Annotated in this window: 20 protein-coding genes; 4 read left to right on the top strand and 16 right to left on the bottom strand. The window is 70.6% G+C overall.

Translation table 11 applies throughout. The annotated features are described in order from the left end of the window. Positions 1-41: 41 nt before the first annotated feature. From RT2_RS14065 to RT2_RS14050, 4 genes are all read left to right on the top strand, one after another. A complete protein-coding gene (locus tag RT2_RS14065) occupies positions 42-518 on the top strand; it encodes a nuclear transport factor 2 family protein (RefSeq protein ID WP_072845407.1) in 477 nt (158 codons plus the stop codon). A gap of 69 nt (positions 519-587) precedes the next feature. After that, positions 588-1,442: a zinc-binding dehydrogenase gene (locus RT2_RS14060; RefSeq protein WP_217635626.1), complete on the top strand. Its 855-nt coding sequence runs from the start codon at positions 588-590 to the stop codon at positions 1,440-1,442. Between the two features lie 75 nt (positions 1,443-1,517). Next, a complete protein-coding gene (locus tag RT2_RS14055) occupies positions 1,518-2,525 on the top strand; it encodes an enoyl-CoA hydratase/isomerase family protein (RefSeq protein ID WP_072845405.1) in 1,008 nt (335 codons plus the stop codon). Between the two features lie 78 nt (positions 2,526-2,603). Further along, positions 2,604-3,446 carry an SDR family oxidoreductase gene (locus RT2_RS14050; protein ID WP_072845429.1) on the top strand — a complete coding sequence of 281 codons (843 nt, stop codon included), beginning with the start codon at positions 2,604-2,606 and terminating at the stop codon, positions 3,444-3,446. Here RT2_RS14050 and RT2_RS14045 read toward each other — a convergent pair. The 16 genes from RT2_RS14045 to RT2_RS13970 all read right to left on the bottom strand — a co-directional run bounded on the left by RT2_RS14045 (position 3,443) and on the right by RT2_RS13970 (position 21,782). Further along, a complete protein-coding gene (locus RT2_RS14045; RefSeq protein ID WP_072845404.1) occupies positions 3,443-4,762 on the bottom strand; it encodes a sensor histidine kinase in 1,320 nt (439 codons plus the stop codon). The two genes, RT2_RS14050 and RT2_RS14045, sit on opposite strands and share 4 nt — an antisense overlap. Next, positions 4,759-5,460, bottom strand: a complete 702-nt coding sequence (locus RT2_RS14040) for a response regulator transcription factor (protein WP_072845403.1) — start codon at positions 5,458-5,460, stop codon at positions 4,759-4,761. The genes RT2_RS14045 and RT2_RS14040 overlap by 4 nt, the downstream gene beginning before the upstream one ends. 52 nt (positions 5,461-5,512) lie before the next feature. Beyond that, entirely contained in the window at positions 5,513-6,058 is a 546-nt protein-coding gene (locus RT2_RS14035; RefSeq protein ID WP_072845402.1) for a hypothetical protein, read from the bottom strand. 100 nt (positions 6,059-6,158) lie between these two features. Beyond that, positions 6,159-6,821, bottom strand: coding sequence for a nicotinamide riboside transporter PnuC (gene pnuC, locus RT2_RS14030; protein WP_072845401.1), 663 nt, complete (start codon positions 6,819-6,821; stop codon positions 6,159-6,161). Positions 6,822-6,869: 48 nt separating this feature from the next. Beyond that, positions 6,870-8,465 carry an NADH-quinone oxidoreductase subunit NuoN gene (gene nuoN / locus RT2_RS14025; RefSeq protein ID WP_255312538.1) on the bottom strand — a complete coding sequence of 532 codons (1,596 nt, stop codon included), beginning with the start codon at positions 8,463-8,465 and terminating at the stop codon, positions 6,870-6,872. Further along, positions 8,462-10,060, bottom strand: a complete 1,599-nt coding sequence (locus RT2_RS14020) for an NADH-quinone oxidoreductase subunit M (protein ID WP_072845400.1) — start codon at positions 10,058-10,060, stop codon at positions 8,462-8,464. Before RT2_RS14020 ends, nuoN begins: the two co-directional genes overlap by 4 nt. Further along, positions 10,057-11,952, bottom strand: coding sequence for an NADH-quinone oxidoreductase subunit L (gene nuoL, locus RT2_RS14015; protein ID WP_072845399.1), 1,896 nt, complete (start codon positions 11,950-11,952; stop codon positions 10,057-10,059). Before nuoL ends, RT2_RS14020 begins: the two co-directional genes overlap by 4 nt. Then, on the bottom strand, positions 11,949-12,248 hold the full coding sequence (gene nuoK / locus RT2_RS14010; RefSeq protein ID WP_072845398.1) for an NADH-quinone oxidoreductase subunit NuoK: 300 nt from the start codon (positions 12,246-12,248) through the stop codon (positions 11,949-11,951). Before nuoK ends, nuoL begins: the two co-directional genes overlap by 4 nt. Beyond that, positions 12,245-13,030 carry an NADH-quinone oxidoreductase subunit J gene (locus RT2_RS14005; RefSeq protein ID WP_072845397.1) on the bottom strand — a complete coding sequence of 262 codons (786 nt, stop codon included), beginning with the start codon at positions 13,028-13,030 and terminating at the stop codon, positions 12,245-12,247. Before RT2_RS14005 ends, nuoK begins: the two co-directional genes overlap by 4 nt. Next, complete coding sequence (nuoI, locus tag RT2_RS14000; RefSeq protein ID WP_072845396.1) at positions 13,027-13,545, bottom strand: NADH-quinone oxidoreductase subunit NuoI; 519 nt, start codon at positions 13,543-13,545, stop codon at positions 13,027-13,029. Before nuoI ends, RT2_RS14005 begins: the two co-directional genes overlap by 4 nt. Continuing rightward, entirely contained in the window at positions 13,538-14,842 is a 1,305-nt protein-coding gene (gene nuoH / locus RT2_RS13995; protein ID WP_072845395.1) for an NADH-quinone oxidoreductase subunit NuoH, read from the bottom strand. Before nuoH ends, nuoI begins: the two co-directional genes overlap by 8 nt. Continuing rightward, the gene (locus RT2_RS13990) at positions 14,842-17,244 is read right to left on the bottom strand and encodes an NADH-quinone oxidoreductase subunit G (protein WP_072845394.1); all 2,403 of its coding nucleotides are present in this window, start codon (positions 17,242-17,244) and stop codon (positions 14,842-14,844) included. Before RT2_RS13990 ends, nuoH begins: the two co-directional genes overlap by 1 nt. Further along, on the bottom strand, positions 17,241-19,289 hold the full coding sequence (gene nuoF / locus RT2_RS13985) for an NADH-quinone oxidoreductase subunit NuoF (protein WP_072845393.1): 2,049 nt from the start codon (positions 19,287-19,289) through the stop codon (positions 17,241-17,243). The genes RT2_RS13990 and nuoF overlap by 4 nt, the downstream gene beginning before the upstream one ends. Then, the gene (gene nuoD / locus RT2_RS13980; protein WP_072845392.1) at positions 19,286-20,581 is read right to left on the bottom strand and encodes an NADH dehydrogenase (quinone) subunit D; all 1,296 of its coding nucleotides are present in this window, start codon (positions 20,579-20,581) and stop codon (positions 19,286-19,288) included. Before nuoD ends, nuoF begins: the two co-directional genes overlap by 4 nt. After that, positions 20,581-21,231, bottom strand: a complete 651-nt coding sequence (locus tag RT2_RS13975; protein ID WP_072845391.1) for an NADH-quinone oxidoreductase subunit C — start codon at positions 21,229-21,231, stop codon at positions 20,581-20,583. Before RT2_RS13975 ends, nuoD begins: the two co-directional genes overlap by 1 nt. Then, complete coding sequence (locus RT2_RS13970) at positions 21,228-21,782, bottom strand: NuoB/complex I 20 kDa subunit family protein (RefSeq protein WP_072845390.1); 555 nt, start codon at positions 21,780-21,782, stop codon at positions 21,228-21,230. Before RT2_RS13970 ends, RT2_RS13975 begins: the two co-directional genes overlap by 4 nt. Positions 21,783-21,807: the final 25 nt, after the last annotated feature.

Genomic DNA, 21,807 nt, shown 5'->3' with positions numbered 1-21,807 from the left:
TTCGCCCTGCCCTCCCGGTCGGGGTGGCCTAGCCTTGGTAGATGGACCTCGAGGCTGTCGCGTTGATCAGCAGGCTCAAGTACCGGTACCTGCGTGCCCTCGACACCAAGGACTGGGTGCTGTTCCGGGACACGCTGATTCCCGAGGCCACCGCGACCTACGGGGAGTACCTGCGGTTCGAGGACCGGGAGGCGCTGGTGTCGTTCATGGAGGTCACCCTCGGACCGCACATGCTCACCGAGTACCGGTGCGGCCAGCCCGAGATCGAGGTGGACGGTGACACCGCCGCGGGCGTCTGGGCGTTGTCCGACACGGTGATCATTCCGGAGGACGGAATGTTGGTGCGAGGCACGGCTTTCTACCACGACGAGTACGTGCGGGACACGGCCGGCGAATGGCTGATCTCGCACACCGGGTACGAACGCACTTTCGAGACCGTGATCTCGCTGAAGGACCTGCCGAGCTTCCACCTGACCTCCAACAAGTGGGACCTCCTCGTGAATCCACCCGCCTCCTGAGACGGTTGTGTCATGCGAGCGATCGGGCTGAACGGACCAGGGCGGGCATTGACCCCCTTGGAGGTCCCGGTGCCCACGATCGACGACGACGAGGTGCTGGTCCGGATCGTCGCGATCGGCGTCGGCGTCCACGACCGACGGTTCCTGCCCGAGGACGCCGAGTACCCGTACCCGATCGGTGTCGAGGCCACCGGAATCGTCGAGGAGGTCGGCCGCTGCGCCGCCGCGCACCGGCCCGGGGACCGGGTCATGTTCGTCAGCAGCATGCAGCGCAAGGGCGGCACCTGGGCCGAGTTCGCCGCCGTGTCCGCGACGGCGCTGGTGCCGATCCCGGACGGCCTCGGTGCGGTCGCCGCCGCCGCCCTCCCGGTCGCCGGCACGGTGGCGTCGGCGGGCCTTCGGGGCCTCGACCTCCGGCCGGGACAGAGTGTGTTCGTGGCCGGCGCGTCCGGCGCGATCGGGACCCTCGCGATCCAACTGGCGCGGGCGCGCGGTGCGCGCGTCGCCGCATCCGCGTCGCCGAAGAACCACGCCTACCTCCACTCCCTCGGCGCGGAGTGGGCCGTCGACTACCGCGATGCCGACTGGCCCGAGCAGGTGAGGAACTGGACACCGGGTGGCGTCGACGGTGCGCTGGCGATCCAGCCCGGGACCGGGACGCCCAGCATGCGGGCCGTCCGGGAGGGCGGCCGGGTGGTGACCGTCTCCGGTGACGAGATGTCGCCCGAGCGCGGCGTGCGCGTCGAGCAGGTCGCGCACGGCCCCGATTCAGTGGTCGAACTGGCCGGGCTCGCCGCGGAGGTGGCGGCGGGCCGGATCCAGGTGCAGGTGGAACGGGTCTATCCCTTCGCGCAGGCGCGGGCCGCGCTCGAGAAGGTCGAGACCGGGCACGCCTGCGGCAAGGTGCTCCTGGTCGTGCAGTAGTCGGATGGCCGGTCCGAGTGGTCCGCGGCTGACCTGGCAGGCTGGCACCCGGCAGTACGAGTGCGGCGGACGGGAGTGTCAATGAGCTTCATCAGGACCAGCGTGTCGGGCGGCGTCGGTGAGATTGTGCTGGACCGGCCGAAGGCGCTCAATGCGCTGGACTCCAGCATGATCCGCGACATGTACGAACCGCTGCTGCGGTGGCGCGACGACCCGGAGATCTCGGCGGTGCTGGTGACCAGCGCCTCCGAGCGCGCCTTCTGCGCGGGTGGGGACATCAAGGCGGTCCGGGACGCGGCGCTGCAGGGCGAAGCCGCGTTCGTGCACGACTTCTTCGACACCGAGTACCGGCTCAACCAGCTGATCGGCGAGTACCCCAAGCCGTACGTCGCGCTGATCGACGGGGCCGCGATGGGCGGCGGCCTCGGCATCTCGGTGCACGGCAGCGTCCGGGTGGTCACGGAGAAGGCGATGCTGGCCATGCCGGAGACCGCGATCGGCTTCTACCCCGACGTGGGCGCGAGCTACTTCCTGCCGCGGCTGGCGGGGGCGTCGGGCATGTACCTGGGTCTGACCGGGGCCCGGGCGTCGGCCGGCGACGCGCTGGCGTTCGGCCTGGCCACCCACTACGTGCCGAGCGCGCAGCTGGCCGCGCTGGCGGATGCGATCCGCGGCGGCGCCGGCGTCGACGCGGCGTTGGAGAAGTTCGCCGAGCCCGCTCCGGAGGCCCCGCTGGCCGCGCGGCAGGCCCGGATCGACGAGGTGTTCGGCGCGGGCACTCCCGCGGACATGGCGGCCCGCCTCACCGATGACGACGAGTGGACCGTCGAGACCCGGAACATGCTGGCGGCCCACTCGCCGACCAGCATGTTCGTCACCGCGGAGCTGATCCGGCGGGGTGCGGCGGACGACCTGCGGCAGTGCCTGTGCCGCGAACTGGCCCTCACTGGACCGGTGACGTCGGGCCCCGACTTCGCGGAGGGGGTGCGCGCGGTGCTGGTGGACAAGGACCGCAACCCGTCCTGGTCGCCCGCCACGCTCGACGCCGTCGACCCCGTCGCCGTGGACGCGCTGTTCCTGTAGCCGCACATCCCCGTCGCTCCGCTCGCCCCGGCACGACCCAGACCACCCGACCCGAGGGAGATCGTCGTGATAGCTCAGATCCTCGCCCGTGCGGCCCTGAACCCGCTGCCGTCGGTGCGCGGCCTCGCGGCGCGGGTGCTCCCGACCCGCGAGCACCCGATCGCCGGCCGGACGGTCCTGCTCACCGGCGCGTCGTCCGGCGTCGGGGAGGCGGCGGCGCACCTGCTCGCCGACCGGGGTGCGCGCCTGGTGCTCGTCGCGCGCGGGGCGGAGGGTCTCGAGGCGGTGCGGGACGAGGTCCGTCGCTCGGGCGGGACGGCGGAGGCGTTGCCGTGCGACCTCACCGACCCGGACGCCGTCGCGGAACTGGCGCGCACGGTGGCGGCCGACATCGGCCCGGTCGACGTGCTGGTCAACAATGCCGGCCGGTCCATCCGTCGCACCGTCGAGGACACGACCGACCGTTTCCACGACTACGAACGCACCATGGCGCTCAACTACTTCGGGCCGGTTCGGCTGACGCTGGCGCTGCTGCCGTCGATGCTCGAGCGGGGGAGCGGGCACGTGGTGAACGTCGCGACGTGGGGCGTCCCCGGGCGGGTGATGCCGAAGTTCGCGGCCTACCACGCGTCGAAGTCCGCGATCAGCTCTTTCGGCCGCGACCTGGGCGCGGAGGTGGCCGGCCGTGGCGTCTCGGTGTCCACCGTGCACTTCCCGCTGATCCGCACCCCGATGATCGCGCCGACCAAGGACTACGACGCCATGCCGGCGCTCACCCCGCAGCAGGCGGCGTCCTGGCTGGCGGACGCCATCGCGACCCGTCCGGTCGAGGTGATGCCCGCGTACGCGGAGCTCCTGCGTGTGCTCGACACCTTCTCACCGAGCCTGACCGACACACTGGTCCGCCGCGCCGGCATCTAGTCGGCCGGGTGCGCGCGAGATGCGGGCAGCCGCAGCCACAGTCGGGTGCCGCCGAGCGGGCTCTCGGACAGTTCGGCGGTTCCGCCGTGCAGTGCGGCCTGTTGAGCGATCAGCGCCAGACCGAGTCCGGAGCCCTCGGCATGCGCGGTGGACCCTCGGGCGAACCTCGCGAACAGCGACGCCCGTTCGTGCTCGGGGATGCCGGTGCCGTCGTCGTCCACCGTGACGTCGACGCCGTGAGTACCGTTCTCGGCGAGGGTGATCCGTACCCGGTCCGCGGTGCCGTGACGGACCGCGTTGGTGATCGCGTTGTCGAGCACCAGCCGTAGCCCGGACGGAATGCCGCGCACGACGACCGTGTCCGGGCCGCGAAGGTCGATGTCGAGGTCGGGTAGCCGCCGGGCGGATTCCTGCACGCAGCGATCGGCAAGTTCGACGAGGTCGACCTCCTCGTAGTCGGCGGTGTCGGAGAGTTCGCCGACCGCGAGGCGCTCGAGGTCCGCGAGCGTCGCCTCGACCTCCCTCTGCGTGACGAGCAGGTCGTGCACCACCTCGGCGCGCTGCTCGTCGGACAGTGGCATGGTGGCCAGCACCTCGAGGTCGGTGCGCATCGAGGTGAGCGGCGTGCGCAACTCGTGCGCGGACACCGCGGCGAAGTCGCGCGCCGCGCCGAGCGCCTCCTGAGTCCGGTTGCGCGCCTGCTGCATCCGGCCGAGCATGTTGGCGATCGCCTCGGAGAGCTCCTCCGCCTCCCGGGCGCCCTGAACGTTCGGCAGCACGGCGGACGGGTCGTCGCCGACGGTGTGCGTGGCGGCCGCGAGCCTTTGCAGGGGCCGCACCGCGCGGCCGGCCAGCAGCCAGCCGAGCCCCGCGGCCGCCGCGATCGCCACCACCGCCGCGACCGCGACCTGCCACTGTTGTTGTCGGATCGCCACGGTCAGTGCGTCCTCCGGAACGGTGACGGCGAGGTAGGTGCCCGCCGCACCACTGACCGGGACGTCGCGGGCGCGCACGAGCGTCCCGGCCACGGATTCCGTACGTACCGCGTCGAATTCGACCATGCCGGTCCCGGGCGTGGTCACGGCCGGTTCGTCGGTCGGCAGAATCGGGAGAACCAGGGGTTCCGCCGCGGTCAACGATTCCGCGGGCACGCTCAACGCCACGGAGTCGAGCGTGCGGTCAAGTTGAGTGGATCCGTTGACTCGTAGGAACACTGCGAACGCGACGCCGACGGCACCGATGACGATTGCCGCCGCCAACGCCGACACGAGCGCCACCCGGGTTCGCAGGGACAGCGATCGACGTCGCCGGCTCACGGCTGGTCCCGGAGCACGAACCCGACGCCCCGCACGGTGTGCAGCACCCGTGGCATCCCCGTTGCCTCCAGCTTCCTGCGCAGGTACGTGACGAAGACGTCGACGACATTGGTGTCCGCGTCGAAGTCGTAACCCCACACCAGGCGCATCAGCTGCGCCCGGCTGAGCACGATCCCCGCGTTCTCTGCGAGCACACCGAGCAGGTCGAACTCGCGTTTGGTCAGGTCGATGCGGTGCCCGCCGACGTGGGCGCGGCGCCCGGGAAGGTCCACCTCCAGGGCACCGACGGTGACGACACCGGCCGGCGTCGGTGTGCGGGGTGCCCGGCGCAGCAACGCCCGCAGGCGGGCCACCAGCTCGCCCAGCTCGAACGGCTTGGTCAGGTAGTCGTCCGCGCCCGCCTCCAGCCCCGCAATCCGGTCGCCCACCGAGCTGCGCGCGCTGAGCACGCAGATCGGCACCTCGTTGCCCATGGCCCGCAGTGCGGTGACCACGCCGACGCCGTCGAGGCCCGGCATGTTCACGTCCAGGACGAGCGCGTCGGGGCTGGTGGCGACGACCGCGCGCAGCGCGGAGGCCCCGTCGTGTGCGGTCTCGATCTCGAAACCGGACAGACGGAGCCCCCGCGTCAGGGACGAGAGGACCTTGGAGTCGTCGTCGACGATCAGGATGCGGGCGCTGTCATTCACTCGATCCATAGTGCCTGGAGCGAGGATGTCGGCTGTCCGGGCGCCCGCGGATCGCACCGGGTCAGCAGGTCGGTAGTGCGAACGCGACGGCGGCGTCCGGGCCGGTCAGCGCGTCCGCGCCCCGTGCGATGAGGTCCGCGACGGTCTGGCCTTCGCCGACGAGCTCGGCCAGACGGATGACCGTTGCCGACACGTCGTCCACGGCTTCGGCGGCAGCCGAAGGCACGGCGGTACCCATGTTGATCTCGTCCAGACGGATGACGGTCGCCGACGGGTCGTTCGCGGTTTCGACGGCCGTCGCGGGCGCCGTCGTGTCCATGGCGATCTCGCCCTTCGCGATCAGTGCGTCGACCTCCTCCGGGCTGAGGACGCGGGCGGGGGCCGTGGCACATCCGGCGACGGCGGGCTCGGACTGCAGAGTGGGTTCGGACTGCGTGGCGGGGACGGTCTGCGTGGCGGGGATGGAGACGACGACGGGCGAAGTGCTGGGGATGGCGTCGTTGGCCCAGGCCACGCCGGGTACGGCGAGCGCTGCGGCAGTGGCGATTCCGACGGTGGTGACGGCTGCTCGCCGACGGGTGGTGTTGTTGCTGAGAGCCTTGCGCACGGGTGATCTCCTCGCTCGGTGCCGCGGCCCGGGTGGCCTCGACACCAACGAAGTTATGGGCGGAAAACTCGGCGGTGGTTAGCGAACTCTTAGGGGTTGGTTAGACACGCCTGCCCGCGTGGTCAGGTGCGGTGCGCTGGATCCGCAGCCACACCGCGAAACCCCACAGCACGAACACCGCGTACACCAGGTACAGCACGGCCGACGGGTAGAAGCCCGCCTTCAGCAGCAGCGGCACCCCGACCATGTCGACGCCGATCCAGATCAGCCAGAACTCGGTCCAGCCCCGGGCCATGCCGTAGGTGGCCAGCACCGAGCCCGTGAAGATCCACGCCTCCGCCCAGCGACCGTAGGACCCGAGCAGTCCGAAGACCTGAGCGAAGACGACGGTGCCCACGATCATGGTCAGCGCCATGGCGATTCGTTGCCGGGTGGACGCCCAGTGCGGCAGCACCGCCGCGCCGGAGTCGTGCCGGGACTGCAGCCACTGGGTCCAGCCGTAGACGCTGACGGTGATGAACAGCAGCTGACGCCCGGCCTGCCCGTACAGGTTCAGCTCCTGCGGGGTGTGGAACAGCGCGCCCATGAACACGGTGAACAGCAACGCATTTCCGGCGATGCCGACCGGCCAGGCCCACACCACCCGCCGCATCCCGCCGATGGCGGAGGCGATGCCGAAGGCGTTGCCGACCACCTCACGCCAGAGGATGGTGGCGCCGCCGAGGTGGATCTCCGCGTCGAAGAGGGTGAGCAGGGGGTTCACAGGACAGTTCTACTCGGCCGCCGCTCGCTGCCGACCGGCGCCCGGTCACTACAGGAACGACGCGGCCTGGTCCACCAGGTCCAGCACCGGCTGCGGCGCAATCCCCAGAACCACCGTCACCGCGGCGGCCACCGCGATGGCAAAGCCGGTCCCGGGGCTGGGCACGGCGACCACCGGCTCGTCCGCAGGCGGCTCTGCAAAGAACATCAGCACGATCACCCGCACGTAGAAGAACGCGGCGATCGCGCTGGCGACCACACCCACCAGCACCAGGGGCAGGGCGCCGCCGGCGAGCGCGGCCTGGAAGACGGCGAACTTGGCGACGAACCCGCTGGTCAACGGGATGCCGGCGTACGCGAGCAGGAACAACGCGAAGACGCTGCCGAGCAGGGGCGAGCGCCGACCGAGGCCCGCCCACTGCGACATCGTGGTCGCCTCGCCGTCGGGTCCGCGCACCAGGCCGACGACGGCGAAGCCGCCGAGCGCGCTGAAGCTGTAGGCGAGCAGGTAGAACAGCGTCGACGAGAGCCCGTCGTGGTTGCCGGCGAGCAGCCCGGTGAGGACGAACCCGACGTGCGAGACCGAGGAGTACGCGAGCATCCGCTTGACGTCGGTCTGCGTCACTGCCAGCACCGAGGCGACCAGCATCGTGAGGACGGCGACGGCCCACAGCATCGGCCGCCAGTCCGTCTGCAGACCGGGCAGGGCGACGTAGAAGACCCGCAGCATCGCGCCGAACGCCGCGACCTTGGTGGCCGAGGCCATGAACGCGGTGATCGGGGTGGGGGCGCCCTGGTACACGTCGGGGATCCACGAATGGAACGGCACCGCACCGACCTTGAAGAGCAGGCCCACCGACAGCAGGCCCGCACCCATCAGTGCCAGCGGCCGCTCACCGGCGTCCGCCGCGATCGCGTCGGCGATGCCCGTCAGCGACACCGTCCCGGAGTACCCGTACAGCAGGGCCGTGCCGAAGAGGAAGAACGCCGACGAGAAGGCGCCGAGCAGGAAGTACTTGATCGCCGCCTCCTGCGAGAGAAGTCGACGCCTGCGCGCCAGCCCGCACAGCAGGTACAGCGGCAGCGAGAACACCTCGAGCGCGACGAACATGGTGAGCAGGTCGTTCGACGCGGGGAACAGCAGCATGCCGCCGACCGCGAACAGGGTCAGCGGGAACACCTCGGTCTGGGCGACGCCGGCCCGGGTCGCCTCGAGCTCGGCGACGCTGCCCGGAACCGCGGACGCCTGCGGGGCGAACGCGTCCGCACGTCCGGCCCCGGCCTTCCCATGGCCCGCCTCTCCGGCGCCCGCCCGGTCGATGCGGCGCTCGGCGATCAGCGCGATCGCCAGGATCGAGACGAGCAGGATCGTGCCCTGCAGGAAAAGGGTCGGGCCGTCGATCGCGACCGCGCCCGCCACTGCGGACTCCTCGGTCCCGGCGAGCGCGACGACGGCGACGAACGCCGCGACGAGTCCGCCGAGGCTGAGCACAAGGTGGCAGCCGTACCGGAGGCGGCGCGGCGCGAAGGCCTCGACGAGCACCCCGGCGGCGGCGACGCCGAACACGATGAGCATCGGTGCGAGCAGGCTGTACTCGATACCCGGCGCCTCGATGCTCGACGCGGACAACAGTGCGGGACTCACTGGTGCGCACCTCCGTCCTGCTCGGCGATGGTCGGTACCGGGTCCTGTTGGTGGATCGTCGTCAACGTCTGCGTCACCGCCGGGTTGATGACGTCGAGCGCCGGCTTGGGGTAGAAGCCGAGGATCAGCAGCAGTGCGAGCAGCGGCGCCGCCACCAGCACCTCACGGGGCACCAGGTCGCGGACCCGCTCGTTGCCCTCGGTGACCGGCCCGCCCATCACCCGTTGGTAGAGCCACAGCACGTAGACCGCGGAGAGCACCAACGCGAGCGTCGCGATCACCGCGGCCACCTCGTAACGCGGGTACGTGCCGACCAGGACGAGGAACTCGCTCACGAACGGCGCCAACCCCGGCAGGGACAGGGTGGCCAGGCCCGCGGCGAGGAAGGTGCCGGCCAGCACCGGCGCCACCTTCTGCACCCCGCCGAACGCCGCGATGGCCCGGGTGCCGCGGCGGGAGACCAGGAACCCGGCGATCAGGAACAGCGCCGCCGTGGAGATGCCGTGGTTGACCATGTAGAGGGTGGAGCCGGCCTGCCCCTGGCTGGTCAGCGCGAAGATCCCGAGGATGATGAACCCGAAGTGCGAGATCGAGGTGTACGCGATCAGGCGCATCACGTCGGTCTGGCCGATCGCGAGCAGGGCGCCGTAGACGACGGCGACCACCGACAGCGCGACGATCCACGGCGCGAACGTCCGGGACGCGTCGGGGAACAGTTGCAGGCAGAAGCGCAGCATCGCGAAGGTGCCGACCTTGTCGACGACGGCCATCATGAGCACTGCGGTGGCCGGCGTGGCCTGGACGGCGGCGTCGGGCAGCCAGGTGTGCAGCGGCCACAGCGGCGCCTTGACCGCGAAGGCGAACATGAATCCGAGGAACAGGGCGTTGGCGACGGGCGCGTCGATGACCAGCGAGCCCGACGAGACCGCGTCGACGATGGCGCGGAGGTCGAAGGTGCCGGCGGCGAAGGGGCTCTCCGCCCCGGCGGTCACCACGTACAGGCCGATCACCGCGGCCAGCATGACGAGTCCGCCGAACAGGTTGTACAGCAAGAACTTCACCGCGGCGCGCGACCGCTTTGCCCGGTCCTCCCGTGGGCCGAACCCCCCGATGAGGAAGTACAGCGGGATCAGCATGGCCTCGAAGAAGATGTAGAACAACAAGATGTCGAGGGCGGTGAACGACAGCAGCACCATCGCCTCGACCACCAGGATCAGTGCGAAATAGGTGTGCGCGCCCCGGGATTCGGGGCCGCCCTCGGTGGGCTCGGCGCCGGCGTCGTGCCAGCCCGCCAACAGCAGCAGCGGCACCAGCGCCGCGGTGAGCAGCACCAGCACCAGCGCGATGCCGTCCACACCCAGCGCATATCGGGTGCCGAAAGCCGGTATCCAGGAGTGCGACTCGACGAACTGGTACCGCGCTCCGGCCGGGTCGAACCCGACCGCCACCGCGACGGCGACGCCCAGAGCCGCCGCCGCGACGCCCAGCGCGAGGGCCTTCGCGAGTCGCCGTTGGCGCGCGGGCACCGCCATCACCACGACGGCGCCGACCGCAGGCACCAGCCACAGCGCGGTCAACCAGGGAAAGTCGTTCACCAGAGCCTCCCCAGCACCATCGTCGCGACCACCAGGGCCGCGCCCGCGAACATCGCGAGGGCGTAGGACCGGACGAAGCCGGTCTGCAACCGCCGAACCCGCGACGACACGCCGCCGACCAGGGCGGCAAGTCCGTTGACGGCGCCGTCGATGCCCCGGTCGTCGACGGTCACCAGTGACCGGGTCAGCCCCGCGCCGGGACGCATGAACACCGCCTCGTTGACCGCGTCGCCGTAGAGGTCCCGACGGGCCGCGACGGTGAGCCCGGAGACGTCGGTCGGGGCGGTCACCGGGATCTGCTCGACGGCGTACCGCCGGTAGGCCACAGCGACGCCGACGAGCACCACCGCCAGGGTTGCGGTGGTGATCGCCCACACCGGGATCGGCGGTTCGTCGTGGTGCGAACCCACCACCGGCGCGAGCCAGTCCGCCAGCGCGGAGCCGACGGCCAGCAGCGCGCCCGCGCCGACCGATCCCACCGCGAGCACCACCATCGGCGTCGTCATCACGCCCGGCGACTCGTGCGGATGCGCGTCGTCGTGCCACCGGCGGCTGCCGAAGAACGTCATCAGCATCACCCGGGTCATGTAGAACGCGGTCAGGCCCGCACCGACCAGTGTGGCCGTGCCGAGGACCAGGCCCTTCGCGGTGAGGCTGCCGGTGCTGTCGGCTGCGAACGCCACCTCGATGATCTTGTCCTTGGAGAAGAAGCCGGCGAACGGCGGGACGCCGATGATGGCCAGGTATCCGAGACCGAATGTCACGAAAGTGATCGGCATGAAGGCGCGCAGGCCGCCGTAGCGCCGCATGTCCGTCTCGTCGTTCATCCCGTGCATCACCGACCCCGCGCCGAGGAAGAGGCCGGCCTTGAAGAAGCCGTGGGTCAGCAGGTGCATGATCGCGAATGCGTAGCCCGCCGGGCCCAGGCCGGCGGCCAGCACCATGTAGCCGATCTGGCTCATCGTGGACGCAGCGAGGGCCTTCTTGATGTCGTCCTTCGCACAGCCGATGATCGCGCCGAACAACAGCGTCACGGTGCCGACCGCGACCACGGCCAGCTGCGCGTCCGGGGCCAGGTCGAAGATCGGCCCACACCGCACGATCAGGTAGACGCCCGCGGTGACCATGGTCGCGGCGTGGATCAGGGCCGACACCGGGGTCGGGCCCTCCATCGCGTCGCCGAGCCACGACTGCAGCGGCACCTGGGCGGACTTGGCGCAGGCCGCCAGCAGCAGCGTCAGCCCGATCGCGGTGAGCGTGGACTCGCTCGCTTCCGTTGCGCCGGTGAAGACCTCGGCGAATCCGACCGAGCCGAACGTCGCGAACATGATCATCATGGCGACGACCAGCCCCATGTCGCCGACCCGGTTGACCACGAAGGCCTTCTTCGCCGCCGTCGCGGCCGCCGGCTTGTGCTGCCAGAATCCGATGAGCAGGTACGAGGCGAGGCCGACGCCCTCCCAGCCGAGGTACAGGCCGAGGAAGTTGTCCGCCAGTACTAGCAGCAGCATGGCCGCGAGGAAAAGGTTGAGGTAGGCGAAGAACTTTCGGCGCTCCGGATCGTGTTCCATGTAGCCGACCGAGTAGATGTGGATCAGCGATCCCACCCCGGTGATCAAGAGCACGAAGCACATCGACAGCTGGTCGAGCTGGAGCCCGAAGTCCACCTGCAGCTGCGCCACCGGCACCCAGCTGAACAAGGTCTGGTGCACGGCGCGGTCGGCGCCGTCGCGGCCGAGCATCTCCACGAAAGCGACTGCGGCGACGGCGAACGACGCCAGCGCGGCGACGCAGCCGAGCAGGTGTCCCCACGAATCGGTGCGCCGGCCGCCCAGGAGCAGCACGACGGCACCGAGCAGCGGCAGTACCGGGACGAGCGCGACGGTACTCAATACTTCAGCAGATTCGCGTCGTCGACCGAGGCGCTGCGGCGGGCCCGGAAGATGGTCATGATGATCGCGAGTCCGACGACCACCTCGGCGGCCGCGACCACCATCGTGAAGAACGCGAAGACCTGCCCGTCGAGGTGCCCGTGCATCCGGGCGAAGGTCACGAACGCCAGGTTGGTGGCGTTGAGCATGAGTTCGATGCACATGAACACCACCAGGGCGTTACGCCGCAGCAGCACACCGGCGGCGCCGATCGTGAACAGCAGGGCCGCGAGGTACAGGTAGTTCTCGGGATTCATCGAGTGCCCTCCTCACCGTGGGGTTCTCCTACGCCAGAGTTGGTTTCGCGGGGCCGGAGCGTGCGGCTGACCGACAGCGGGGCGGGCGAGCCGTCCGGCAGCAGCGCGGCCATGTCCACGGCGTTGTGCCGTGCGTAGACGCCCGGGCCGGGCAGCGGGGTGACCCGGCCGCCCGTGCTGAAACGTTCCTGCGAGAGCTCCCGCTGGGTTCGACGCCGGCCGAAGCGTTCGCGGTGCGCGAGCACCATGGCGCCGACGGTCGCGGTGATCAGCAGCGCGCCGGTCAGCTCGAAGGCCCACACGTAGCGGGTGAAGATGAGCTCGGCGAGGCCCTCGACGTTGCCTTGCCCGTTGGGCTCGTCGAGTCCGACGAAGCTCGCCCGCGCGACGGCCCGGCCGATGCCGCCGACCAGCAGGATCCCGAACCCCAGGCCCACCAGGATTGCCGCGACCCGTTGTCCGCGCAGGGTTTCCACCAGGGAGTCGGCAGAGTCGACGCCGATGAGCATGAGCACGAACAGGAACAGCATCATCACCGCGCCGGTGTAGACGACGATCTGCACCACGCCGAGGAACGTCGCGCCCTGGGCGATGTAGAAGACCGCCAGCACGATCATGGTCAGGGCCAGGAAGAGCGCGGAGTAGACGGCCTTGGCCGCGCCGACCACGCCCAGCGCGCCGATCACCGCGACGGCGCCCAGGACCCAGAACGTCACCGCCTCGCCGGTGGAGGTCCGGGTGAGGGGTTCCGCGGCCAGCAGTGCGGCGTCGGCGACGGTCATTGGCGTACCTCGCCGATCACGTTGCCACGGTAGTAGTCCTCGTCGGTCTTCCCCTCGGCCATCGGGTGCGGCGGGGCGACCATGCCGTCCGCGAGCGGCGCCAGCAGACGGTCCTTGCCGTAGATCAGGTCGGCGCGGTTGTCGTCGACCATCTCGTAGTCGTCGGTCATGGTCAGCGCCCGCGTCGGGCAGGCCTCGATGCACAGGCCGCAGCCGATGCAGCGCAGGTAGTTGATCTGGTAGACGCGGCCGTACCGTTCGCCGGGCGAGTAGCGCTCCTCGTCGGTGTTGTCCGCGCCCTCGACGTAGATGGCGTCGGCCGGGCAGGCCCACGCGCACAGTTCACACCCGATGCACTTCTCGAGCCCGTCCGCGTAGCGGTTCAGTTGGTGCCGGCCGTGGTATCCGGGAGCGGTCGGGACCTTCTCCTCCGGGTAGAACTCGGTGGTGGGTTTGGCGAACATCGTCGAGAAGGTGACACCGAAACCGGAGAGTGGGCCGAGGAATTCAGACATCGCTGTCCTCCTTTGCAGAAGCTGTCGCGGCGCGACGGGAGAAGGCGGGGAGCACCTGACCCGGCATCGGCGGCACCGGGAAGCCGCCCGCCATGGGGTCGAACGCCGGGGGAGTGGGCGGGCTGGGTGGGGTCGGGGCGGCGGGCCGCCGCAGTGCCTGCCACACCAGCGCGAGTACCACCAGCGCGACCAGCACGCCGCCACCGCCGAGCACGATCGACGTGGCGTTGTACCCGTCGTTGTGCAACGCGCGTACCGCGGCGACGATCATCACCCAGGTCAGCGCGGCCGGGATCAGGATCTTCCAGCCGAGGTTCATGAACTGGTCGTATCGCATGCGGGGCAGCGTGGTCCGCAGCCAGATGAAGACGAACAGGAAGCCCCAGACCTTCGCGGTGAACCACAGCACCGGCCACCAGCCGGAGTTCGCGCCGTCCCACATGTTCAGCGGCCACGGCGCGTGCCAGCCACCGAGGAACAGGGTGGTGGCCAGCGCGGAGACGGTGACCATGTTGATGTACTCGGCGAGCATGAACATGGCGAAACGCAGCGAGGAGTACTCGGTGTGGAACCCGCCGACCAGCTCGCCTTCGGCCTCGGGCAGGTCGAACGGAGCCCGGTTGGTCTCGCCGACCATCGACGTCACGTAGATCAGGAACGACGGCAGCAGCAGGAAGACGTACCAGGTTCCTTCCTGCGCGGCCACGATGCCGGAGGTGGACATCGTGCCGGCGACCAGGAAGACGGCGGCGAACGTCAGGCCCATCGCGATCTCGTAGGAGATCACCTGTGCCGTCGAGCGGAGCCCGCCGAGCAGCGGGTAGGTCGAGCCGGAGGACCACCCGGCGAGCACGATGCCGTAGACGCCGATGGAGGTGATCGCGAGGATGTACAGGACGGCCACCGGCATGTCGGTGAGCTGCAGCGGCGTCCACTGCCCGAAGACGGAAACCTCCGGGCCGAACGGGATCACCGCGAACGCCATGATCGCCGGGACCACCGCGATGACCGGGGCGAGGAGGTAGACCGGCTTGTCCGCGGCCGTCGGGACAATGCCCTCCTTGAGCGCGAGCTTGATGCCGTCGGCGAGGGACTGCAGCATCCCCCACGGCCCGATCCGGTTGGGCCCCACCCGCATCTGCATCCAGGCCATCACCTTGCGTTCGGCGAGGATCGCGACGATCGGGGTCAACATGAGGAAGGCGAAGATGGCCACGGACTTGGCGACGACCAGCCACCACGGGTCCTGCCCGAAGGCGGACAGGTCGACGGCGACCGCGAGGGTGTCGGTGCCCATCACGGCCTCCCCGCACGGATCCGGACCAGGCCGCCGGACGGGGCCGCGAGCCGGTGGTGCACCTCGGATCCGGGGGAGTTCAGCGGCAACCACACCACCCGCTCGGGCAGGTCGGTGACCGCCAGCGGCAGGGTGAGCGCGCCGCGGTCGGTCGTGACGGTCACCGGGTCGCCTTCGGCGGCACCGATTTCGGCGGCGGTACCCGCCGAGAGCCGAACGGCGGGGGTGCGGGCGGTGCCGGCCAGGTGCGGCTCGCCGTCCTGCAGCCGCCCGGAGTCCAGCAGCATCCGCCAGGTCGCCAGGACGGCCTCGCCGGGACCGGGTTGCCGCTGTGCGGTGGTCGGGTAGGCGGGCAGGCCGGGGCGAGCGCCGTCCCAGGCGCCGAGGGCGGCGAGCTCCGCGCGGGCGGTCGCGGCGTCCGGCAGGCCGAGGTGGCTGCCCATCCGGTTGGCGATCGCGTCCAGCACCCGCTGGTCGGGCATGGCGCCGGCGGTGTCCAGGGCAGCCGGGAATGGCCGCTCGCGGCCCTCCCAGGACAGGAAGGTGCCCGGCTTCTGCGCGACGGGCGCCACCGGGAACACCACGTCCGCGCGGTCGGTGACCGCGCTGCGCCGCAGTTCGAGGCTGACCACGAAACCGGCGGCCTCGACGGCGTCGCGGGCCGCCTCCGGGTCGGGTAGGTCGTCGAGCTCGACGCCGCCGACCACCAGCGCGCCGAGGTCCCCTGCCGCCGCGGCCTCGAGGATGCCGGCGGTGTCCCGTCCGGGGGTGGCGGGCAGGACCGGACAGCCCCAGAGTGCGGAAACCTGTTGCCGGGCATCGGGGTCGGTGACGGGTCGGCCGCCGGGCAGCAGGTGGGGCAGTGTCCCGGCCTCGACCGCGCCCCGTTCACCGGCCCGACGCGGCACCCAGGCCAGGGCGGCGCCGGTCGCGTCGGCCAGTCGGACCGCGGCGGACAGTCCACCGGGCACCGTCGCCAGTCGCTCGCCGACCAGGATGATCGCGCCGGGCGTGCGCAGCAGTTCGTCCGGGTGCAGGGTCTCGAGCGCCGCGGGTTCGTCGCCGGGGACGGTCTGGATCAACCGGCCCGACATCTTGGTCAGGCCGCGGGTGGCGAACGGGGCGAGGGAGGAGACCCGAATGCCTTTCCGGCGGGATGCCTTCCGCAGGCGGAGGTAGACGATCGGCGACTCCTCCTCCGGCTCGAAGGCCACCAGCAGCACCGCCGGCGCCTGCTCCAGGTCGTCGTAGGTGACGCCCATCCGCCGCCCGGCCACCCGGACCGCCAGGAACTCCGCCTCCTCGGCCGAGTGCGGGCGGGAACGGAAGTCGATGTCGTTGGTGCCCAACGTGACCCGAGCGAACTTCGCGTAGGCGTAGGCGTCCTCCCAGGTGCTGCGGCCGCCGACCAACACGGCGGCCCCGCCGGGTGCGGCGGCCAGCCCGCTCGCCGCCGCCGTCAACGCCTCGGGCCAGGACGCGGGTCGCAGTTCGCCGTCGTCGCCCCGGACCATCGGCGTGGTGATCCGGTCCCGCTCGGTGGCGTAGGTGAACGCGAACCGGCCCTTGTCGCAGTTCCACTCCTCGTTGACCTGCGGGTCGTCGCCGGCGAGGCGGCGCATCACCTTGCCGCGGCGATGGTCGGTGCGCTGCGCGCAGCCGCTGGCGCAGTGCTCGCAGACGCTCGGGCTCGACACCAGGTCGAAGGGCCTGGCCCGGAACCGGTAGTCGACGCTGGTCAGCGCGCCGACCGGGCAGACCTGCACCGTGTTGCCGGAGAAGTACGACTCGAACGGTTCGTCGGTGGCGATGCCGACCTGCTGCTGCGCGCCGCGCTCGAGCATGTCGATGAACGGGTCGCCGGCGATCTGTTCGGAGAACCGGGTGCAGCGGGCACAGAGCACGCACCGTTCGCGGTCCAGCAGGATCTCCGAGGACAGCGGGATCGGTTTGGGGAAGGTGCGTTTGACGCCGTCGAAGCGCGACTCGGCCCGTCCGGTGGACAGGGCCTGGTTCTGCAGCGGGCACTCGCCGCCCTTGTCGCAGATCGGGCAGTCCAACGGATGGTTGATCAGCAGCAGTTCCATCACGCCGCGCTGCGCCTTGTCCGCCACCGGCGAGGTCAGCTGCGTGCGTACGACCATGCCGTCGCTGACCGCGGTGGTGCAGGACGCGAGCGGCTTGCGCTGGCCCTCCACGTCGACCAGGCACTGGCGGCAGGCGCCGACCGGTTCGAGCAGCGGGTGGTCGCAGAACCTGGGTATCTGCACGCCCAGCAGTTCGGCGGCCCGGATCACCAGGGTGCCCTTGGGGACGGCGATCTCGGTGCCGTCTACGGTGACGGTCACCAGGTCCGACGGCAGCGGCAGGCCGGTCGTGTCGTCTGGCGCATGCACGGTCATCGCTCACCTCCCCCGGGTCGACGAGGCCGCAGAATCGATGCGGCCGGGTCGAACGGGCAACCCGACTCGAAGTGGGCCAGGTACTCGTCGCGGAAGAGTGCGATCGAGGACGTGATCGGGCTGGTCGCGCCGTCGCCGAGCGCGCAGAACGCGCGGCCGAGGATGTTGTCGGAGATGTCGAGCAGCGTCTCCAGGTCCTCCTCGGTGCCGTCGCCCGCCTCGAGCCGTTGCAGGATCTGCACCAGCCAGTAGGTGCCCTCCCGGCAGGGCGTGCACTTGCCGCAGGACTCGTGGGCGTAGAACTCCGCCCAGCGCAGGACCGTGCGCACCACGCAGGTGGTCTCGTCGAAGATCTGCAGTGCCTTGGTGCCCAGCATCGACCCGGCCGCCGCCACGCCCTCGTAGTCGAGCGGGACGTCCAGGTGCGCGTCGGTGAAGATCGGCGTGGACGAGCCGCCCGGCGTCCAGAACTTCAGGCGGTGCCCGGCCCGGACCCCGCCCGCGTAGCCGAGCAGTTCGCGCAGCGTGATGCCCAGCGGCGCCTCGTACTGTCCCGGGCGGGTGACGTGGCCGGAGAGGGAGTAGAGGGTGAATCCCGGTGACTTCTCGCTGCCCATCGAGCGGAACCACTCGACACCGCCCAGCACGATCGACGGCACGCTCGCGATGGACTCGACGTTGTTGACGACGGTCGGGCAGGCGTAGAGACCCTCCACCGCCGGGAACGGCGGTCGCAGCCGGGGCTGGCCGCGTCGGCCCTCCAGCGAGTCGAGCAGCGCGGTCTCCTCGCCGCAGATGTACGCCCCGGCACCGGCGTGCACCACCAACTCGAGGTCGTACCCGCTGCCCAGGATGTCCGTGCCGAGGTATCCGGCGTCGTACGCCTCGGCGACCGCGGCCTGCAGTCGGCGCAGGACCGGGACCACCTCGCCGCGCAGGTAGATGAAGGCGTGGCCGGCCCCGATCGCGTACGCCGCGATGATCGCGCCCTCGACGAGGGCGTGCGGGGTGGCCATGATCAGCGGCATGTCCTTGCAGGTGCCCGGCTCGGACTCGTCGGCGTTTACGACCAGGTAGTGGGGCTTGTCGCCCTTGTCGCCGCTTTGCGGGATGAACGACCACTTGGTGCCGGTCGGGAACCCGGCGCCGCCGCGGCCTCGCAACCCGGAGTCCTGGACCGTCGTGACGACCTCCGCCGGCTGCATGCGCAGCGCCCGGGCCAGCGCCTGGTAGCCGTCGTGGCCGCGGTAGGTGTCGAGGGTCCACGACTGCGGGTCGTCCCAGTACCCGCTCAGGACGGGCGTCAACGGCGTGGCCCCGGCGGGCCGCTCCTCGCCGAGCTCGCGCGTCACGCGCAGGCCCGCGACGGTGGCGTCGCCGCCGCTGCCCGCGGCCTCCGAGGCCCCGGGCCGCTCGTCGGGGAAGCCGGCAAGGATGCGGGCGGTCTGCCGGAAGGTGCACAGCGGCGCACCGCGGCTCGGGGTCACCTGGTCGCCGGCCCGCAGACCGTCGACGACGGCCCGGGCGGAGTCCGGCGTCTGGTTGTCGAAGAACTCCCAGTTGACCATCACCACCGGGGCGTAGTCACACGCCGCGTTGCACTCGATGTGCTCGAGCGTGATCTTCCCGTCCGCGGTGGTGTCCCCGTTCGGCCCACCGAGCTCCAGGTGATCCTCGAGCGCGGACAGGATCTCGTCGCCACCCATGATCGCGCAGAGCGCGTTGGTGCAGACCCCGACGTGGTAGTCGCCGGTCGGGTTGCGGCGGTACATCGAGTAGAAGGTGGCGACCGCGGACACGGCGGCGCCGCTGAGCCCGAGTTGCGCCGCGCAGAAGCCGATCCCGGCCGGGGTGATGTACCCGTCCTCGGCCTGCACCAGGTGCAGTAGCGGGATCAGTGCGGACCGCGGGCCGGGGTACCGGCCGATGAGCTCCTTCGCGTCGACCTCGAGCCGGGCCAGGACGTCGGGCGGGTAGGAGTCCCGCCCGACCGGCGGCGGCGGCGGGGCACCGAACTCGACGAACACCGGTTCCCGAGCGGTCATCGGTCCACCCCTCCCATGACGGGGTCGATGCTGGCGACCGACGCGATGACGTCGGAGACCATGCCCCCCTCGCACATTGCGGCGACGGCCTGCAGATTCGTGAACGACGGGTCGCGGAAGTGCACCCGGTAGGGGCGGGTGCCGCCGTCGCTGACCACGTGCACGCCCAGCTCGCCGCGGGGCGACTCGACCGCGGTGTACACCTGTCCCGCCGGCACCCGGATGCCCTCGGTGACCAGTTTGAAGTGGTGGATCAGTCCCTCCATGGAGGTGTCCATGATGGTGCGCACGTGGTCCGCCGACTGGCCCAGACCGTCGGCCCCCAGCTCCAGGTCGGCCGGCCAGGCAATCTTCTTGTCCGCCAGCATGACCGGTCCGGGCTGCAGCCGGTCGAGGCACTGCTCGACGATCTTCAGCGACTCCTTCATCTCGCCGATCCGGATCAGGTACCGGCCGTAGCAGTCGTTCCCGGTGTCGGTGACGACGTCGAACTCGTAGTTCTCGTAGCCGCAGTACGGCTGTGCCCGGCGCAGGTCGTGGGGGAGCCCGGTGGCCCGCAGCACCGGGCCGGTGACGCCGAGCGCCATGCAGCCGGTGAGGTCGAGGTAGCCGATGCCCTGGTTGCGACCCTTCCAGATCGTGTTCTCGGTGAGGAGATTCTCCATGTCCCGCAACCGGTTCGGCATGATCTGCAACAGCTCGCGAACCTTGCGGTCCGAGCCGGCGGGCATGTCCTGGGCCAGGCCGCCGGGCCGGATGTAGGCGTGGTTCATCCGCAGGCCGGTGATCGCCTCGAACACGTCGAGTACCAGTTCACGCTCGCGGAAACCGAAGATCATCGCGGTGACCGCGCCCATCTCCATGCCCGCGGTCCCGAGCGCCACCAGGTGCGAGGAGATGCGGTTGAGTTCCATCAGCATCACGCGGACGACGGTGGCCCGCTCGGGGATCGTGTCGGTGACGTCGAGCAGCTTCTCCACCGCCAGGCAGTAGGCGGTCTCGTTGAAGAACGGGGAGAGGTAGTCCATCCGGGTGACGAAGGTGACGGCCTGCGTCCAGTTGCGGTACTCGAGGTTCTTCTCGATCCCGGTGTGCAGGTAGCCGATGCCGCAGCGCGCCTCGGTGACCGTCTCGCCCTCGAGTTCCAGGACGAGGCGGAGTACACCGTGCGTCGACGGGTGCTGCGGGCCCATGTTGACGACGATGCGTTCGTTGCCGGATTCGCGTGCGGCATCGACGATCTCGTCCCAGTCCTGCCCGCCGGAGGTATAGATCACTTCACTCGCAGGCATCAGCTGTACGCCCTCCGCTCGTCGGGCGGCGGTATCGTCGCGCCCTGGTACTCGACGGGGATCCCGCCGAGCGGGTAGTCCTTGCGCTGCGGGTGACCGGTCCAGTCGTCGGGCATCTCGATCCGGGTCAACGACGGGTGGCCGTCGAACACCATCCCGAAGAAGTCGTAGGTCTCCCGCTCGTGCCAGTCGTTGGTCGGGTACACCCCGTAGAGCGACGGCAGGTGCGGGTCGGCGTCGGGCACGGACACCTCGAGACGGAGGAGCCTGCCCAGGGTGATCGACCGCAGGGGGTAGACCGCGTGCAGTTCCCGGCCCACGTCCTTCGGGTAGTGCACTCCGTTGACCCCGAGGCACAGTTCGAACCGGAGGTCGGGTTCGTCGCGCAGTCGCTGCGCGACCTCGGGCAGGAACTCGCGGCGCACGTGCAGGGTCAGCTCGTCGCGGAAGACGACGACCTGCTCGACGGCCTGGTCGAACCCGACGCCGACCTCGGCGAGGGCCGCGGCCAGCGTGTCGACGACGTCGTCGAAGTACCCGCCGTACGGGCGAGAAGTGGCGCCGGGCAGCGTGACCGGCCGGACCAGGCGCCCGTACCCGGACGTGTCGCCGGTACCGCTCACCCCGAACATGCCCCGCTGGTCGGTCATCGCAGCAACCCCTTCACCGCGAACGTGGGCGTGGACGCCAGCGCGGCCTGCTCGGCCGCCCGTACCGCCTCGTCCCGGTTGACCCCGAGCGGCATCTGCTGGATCTTCTCGTGCAGCGTGATGATCGCGTTGAGCAGCGCCTCGGGTCGCGGCGGGCACCCGGGCAGGTAGATGTCGACGGGGACGATGTGGTCGACGCCCTGCAGGATCGCGTAGTTGTTGAACATGCCACCGGACGAGGCACACACGCCCATCGCGAGGACCCACTTCGGTTCCGCCATCTGGTCGTAGACCTGCCGCAGTACCGGGGCCATCTTCTGGCTGACCCGGCCGGCGACGATCAGCAGGTCGGCCTGGCGCGGTGAGGCGCGGAAGGCCTCCATGCCGAACCGGGCGATGTCGTAGCGGCCGGCCGCGGTGGCCATCATCTCGATCGCGCAGCAGGCGAGGCCGAAGGTCGCGGGCCACAGCGAGCCCTTCCGGGCGTACCCCGCCAGCGACTCGACAGTGGTCAGCAGGAATCCGCTCGGCAGCTTTTCCTCGAGACCCATCCTCGACCTCACTTTCTTCAAATCC

This window comes from Rhodococcus tukisamuensis NBRC 100609 (genome assembly GCF_001894985.1).
Taxonomy (GTDB): Bacteria; Actinomycetota; Actinomycetes; order Mycobacteriales; family Mycobacteriaceae; genus Rhodococcus_G; species Rhodococcus_G tukisamuensis.
This window is presented reverse-complemented; position numbering and strand designations above follow the sequence as displayed.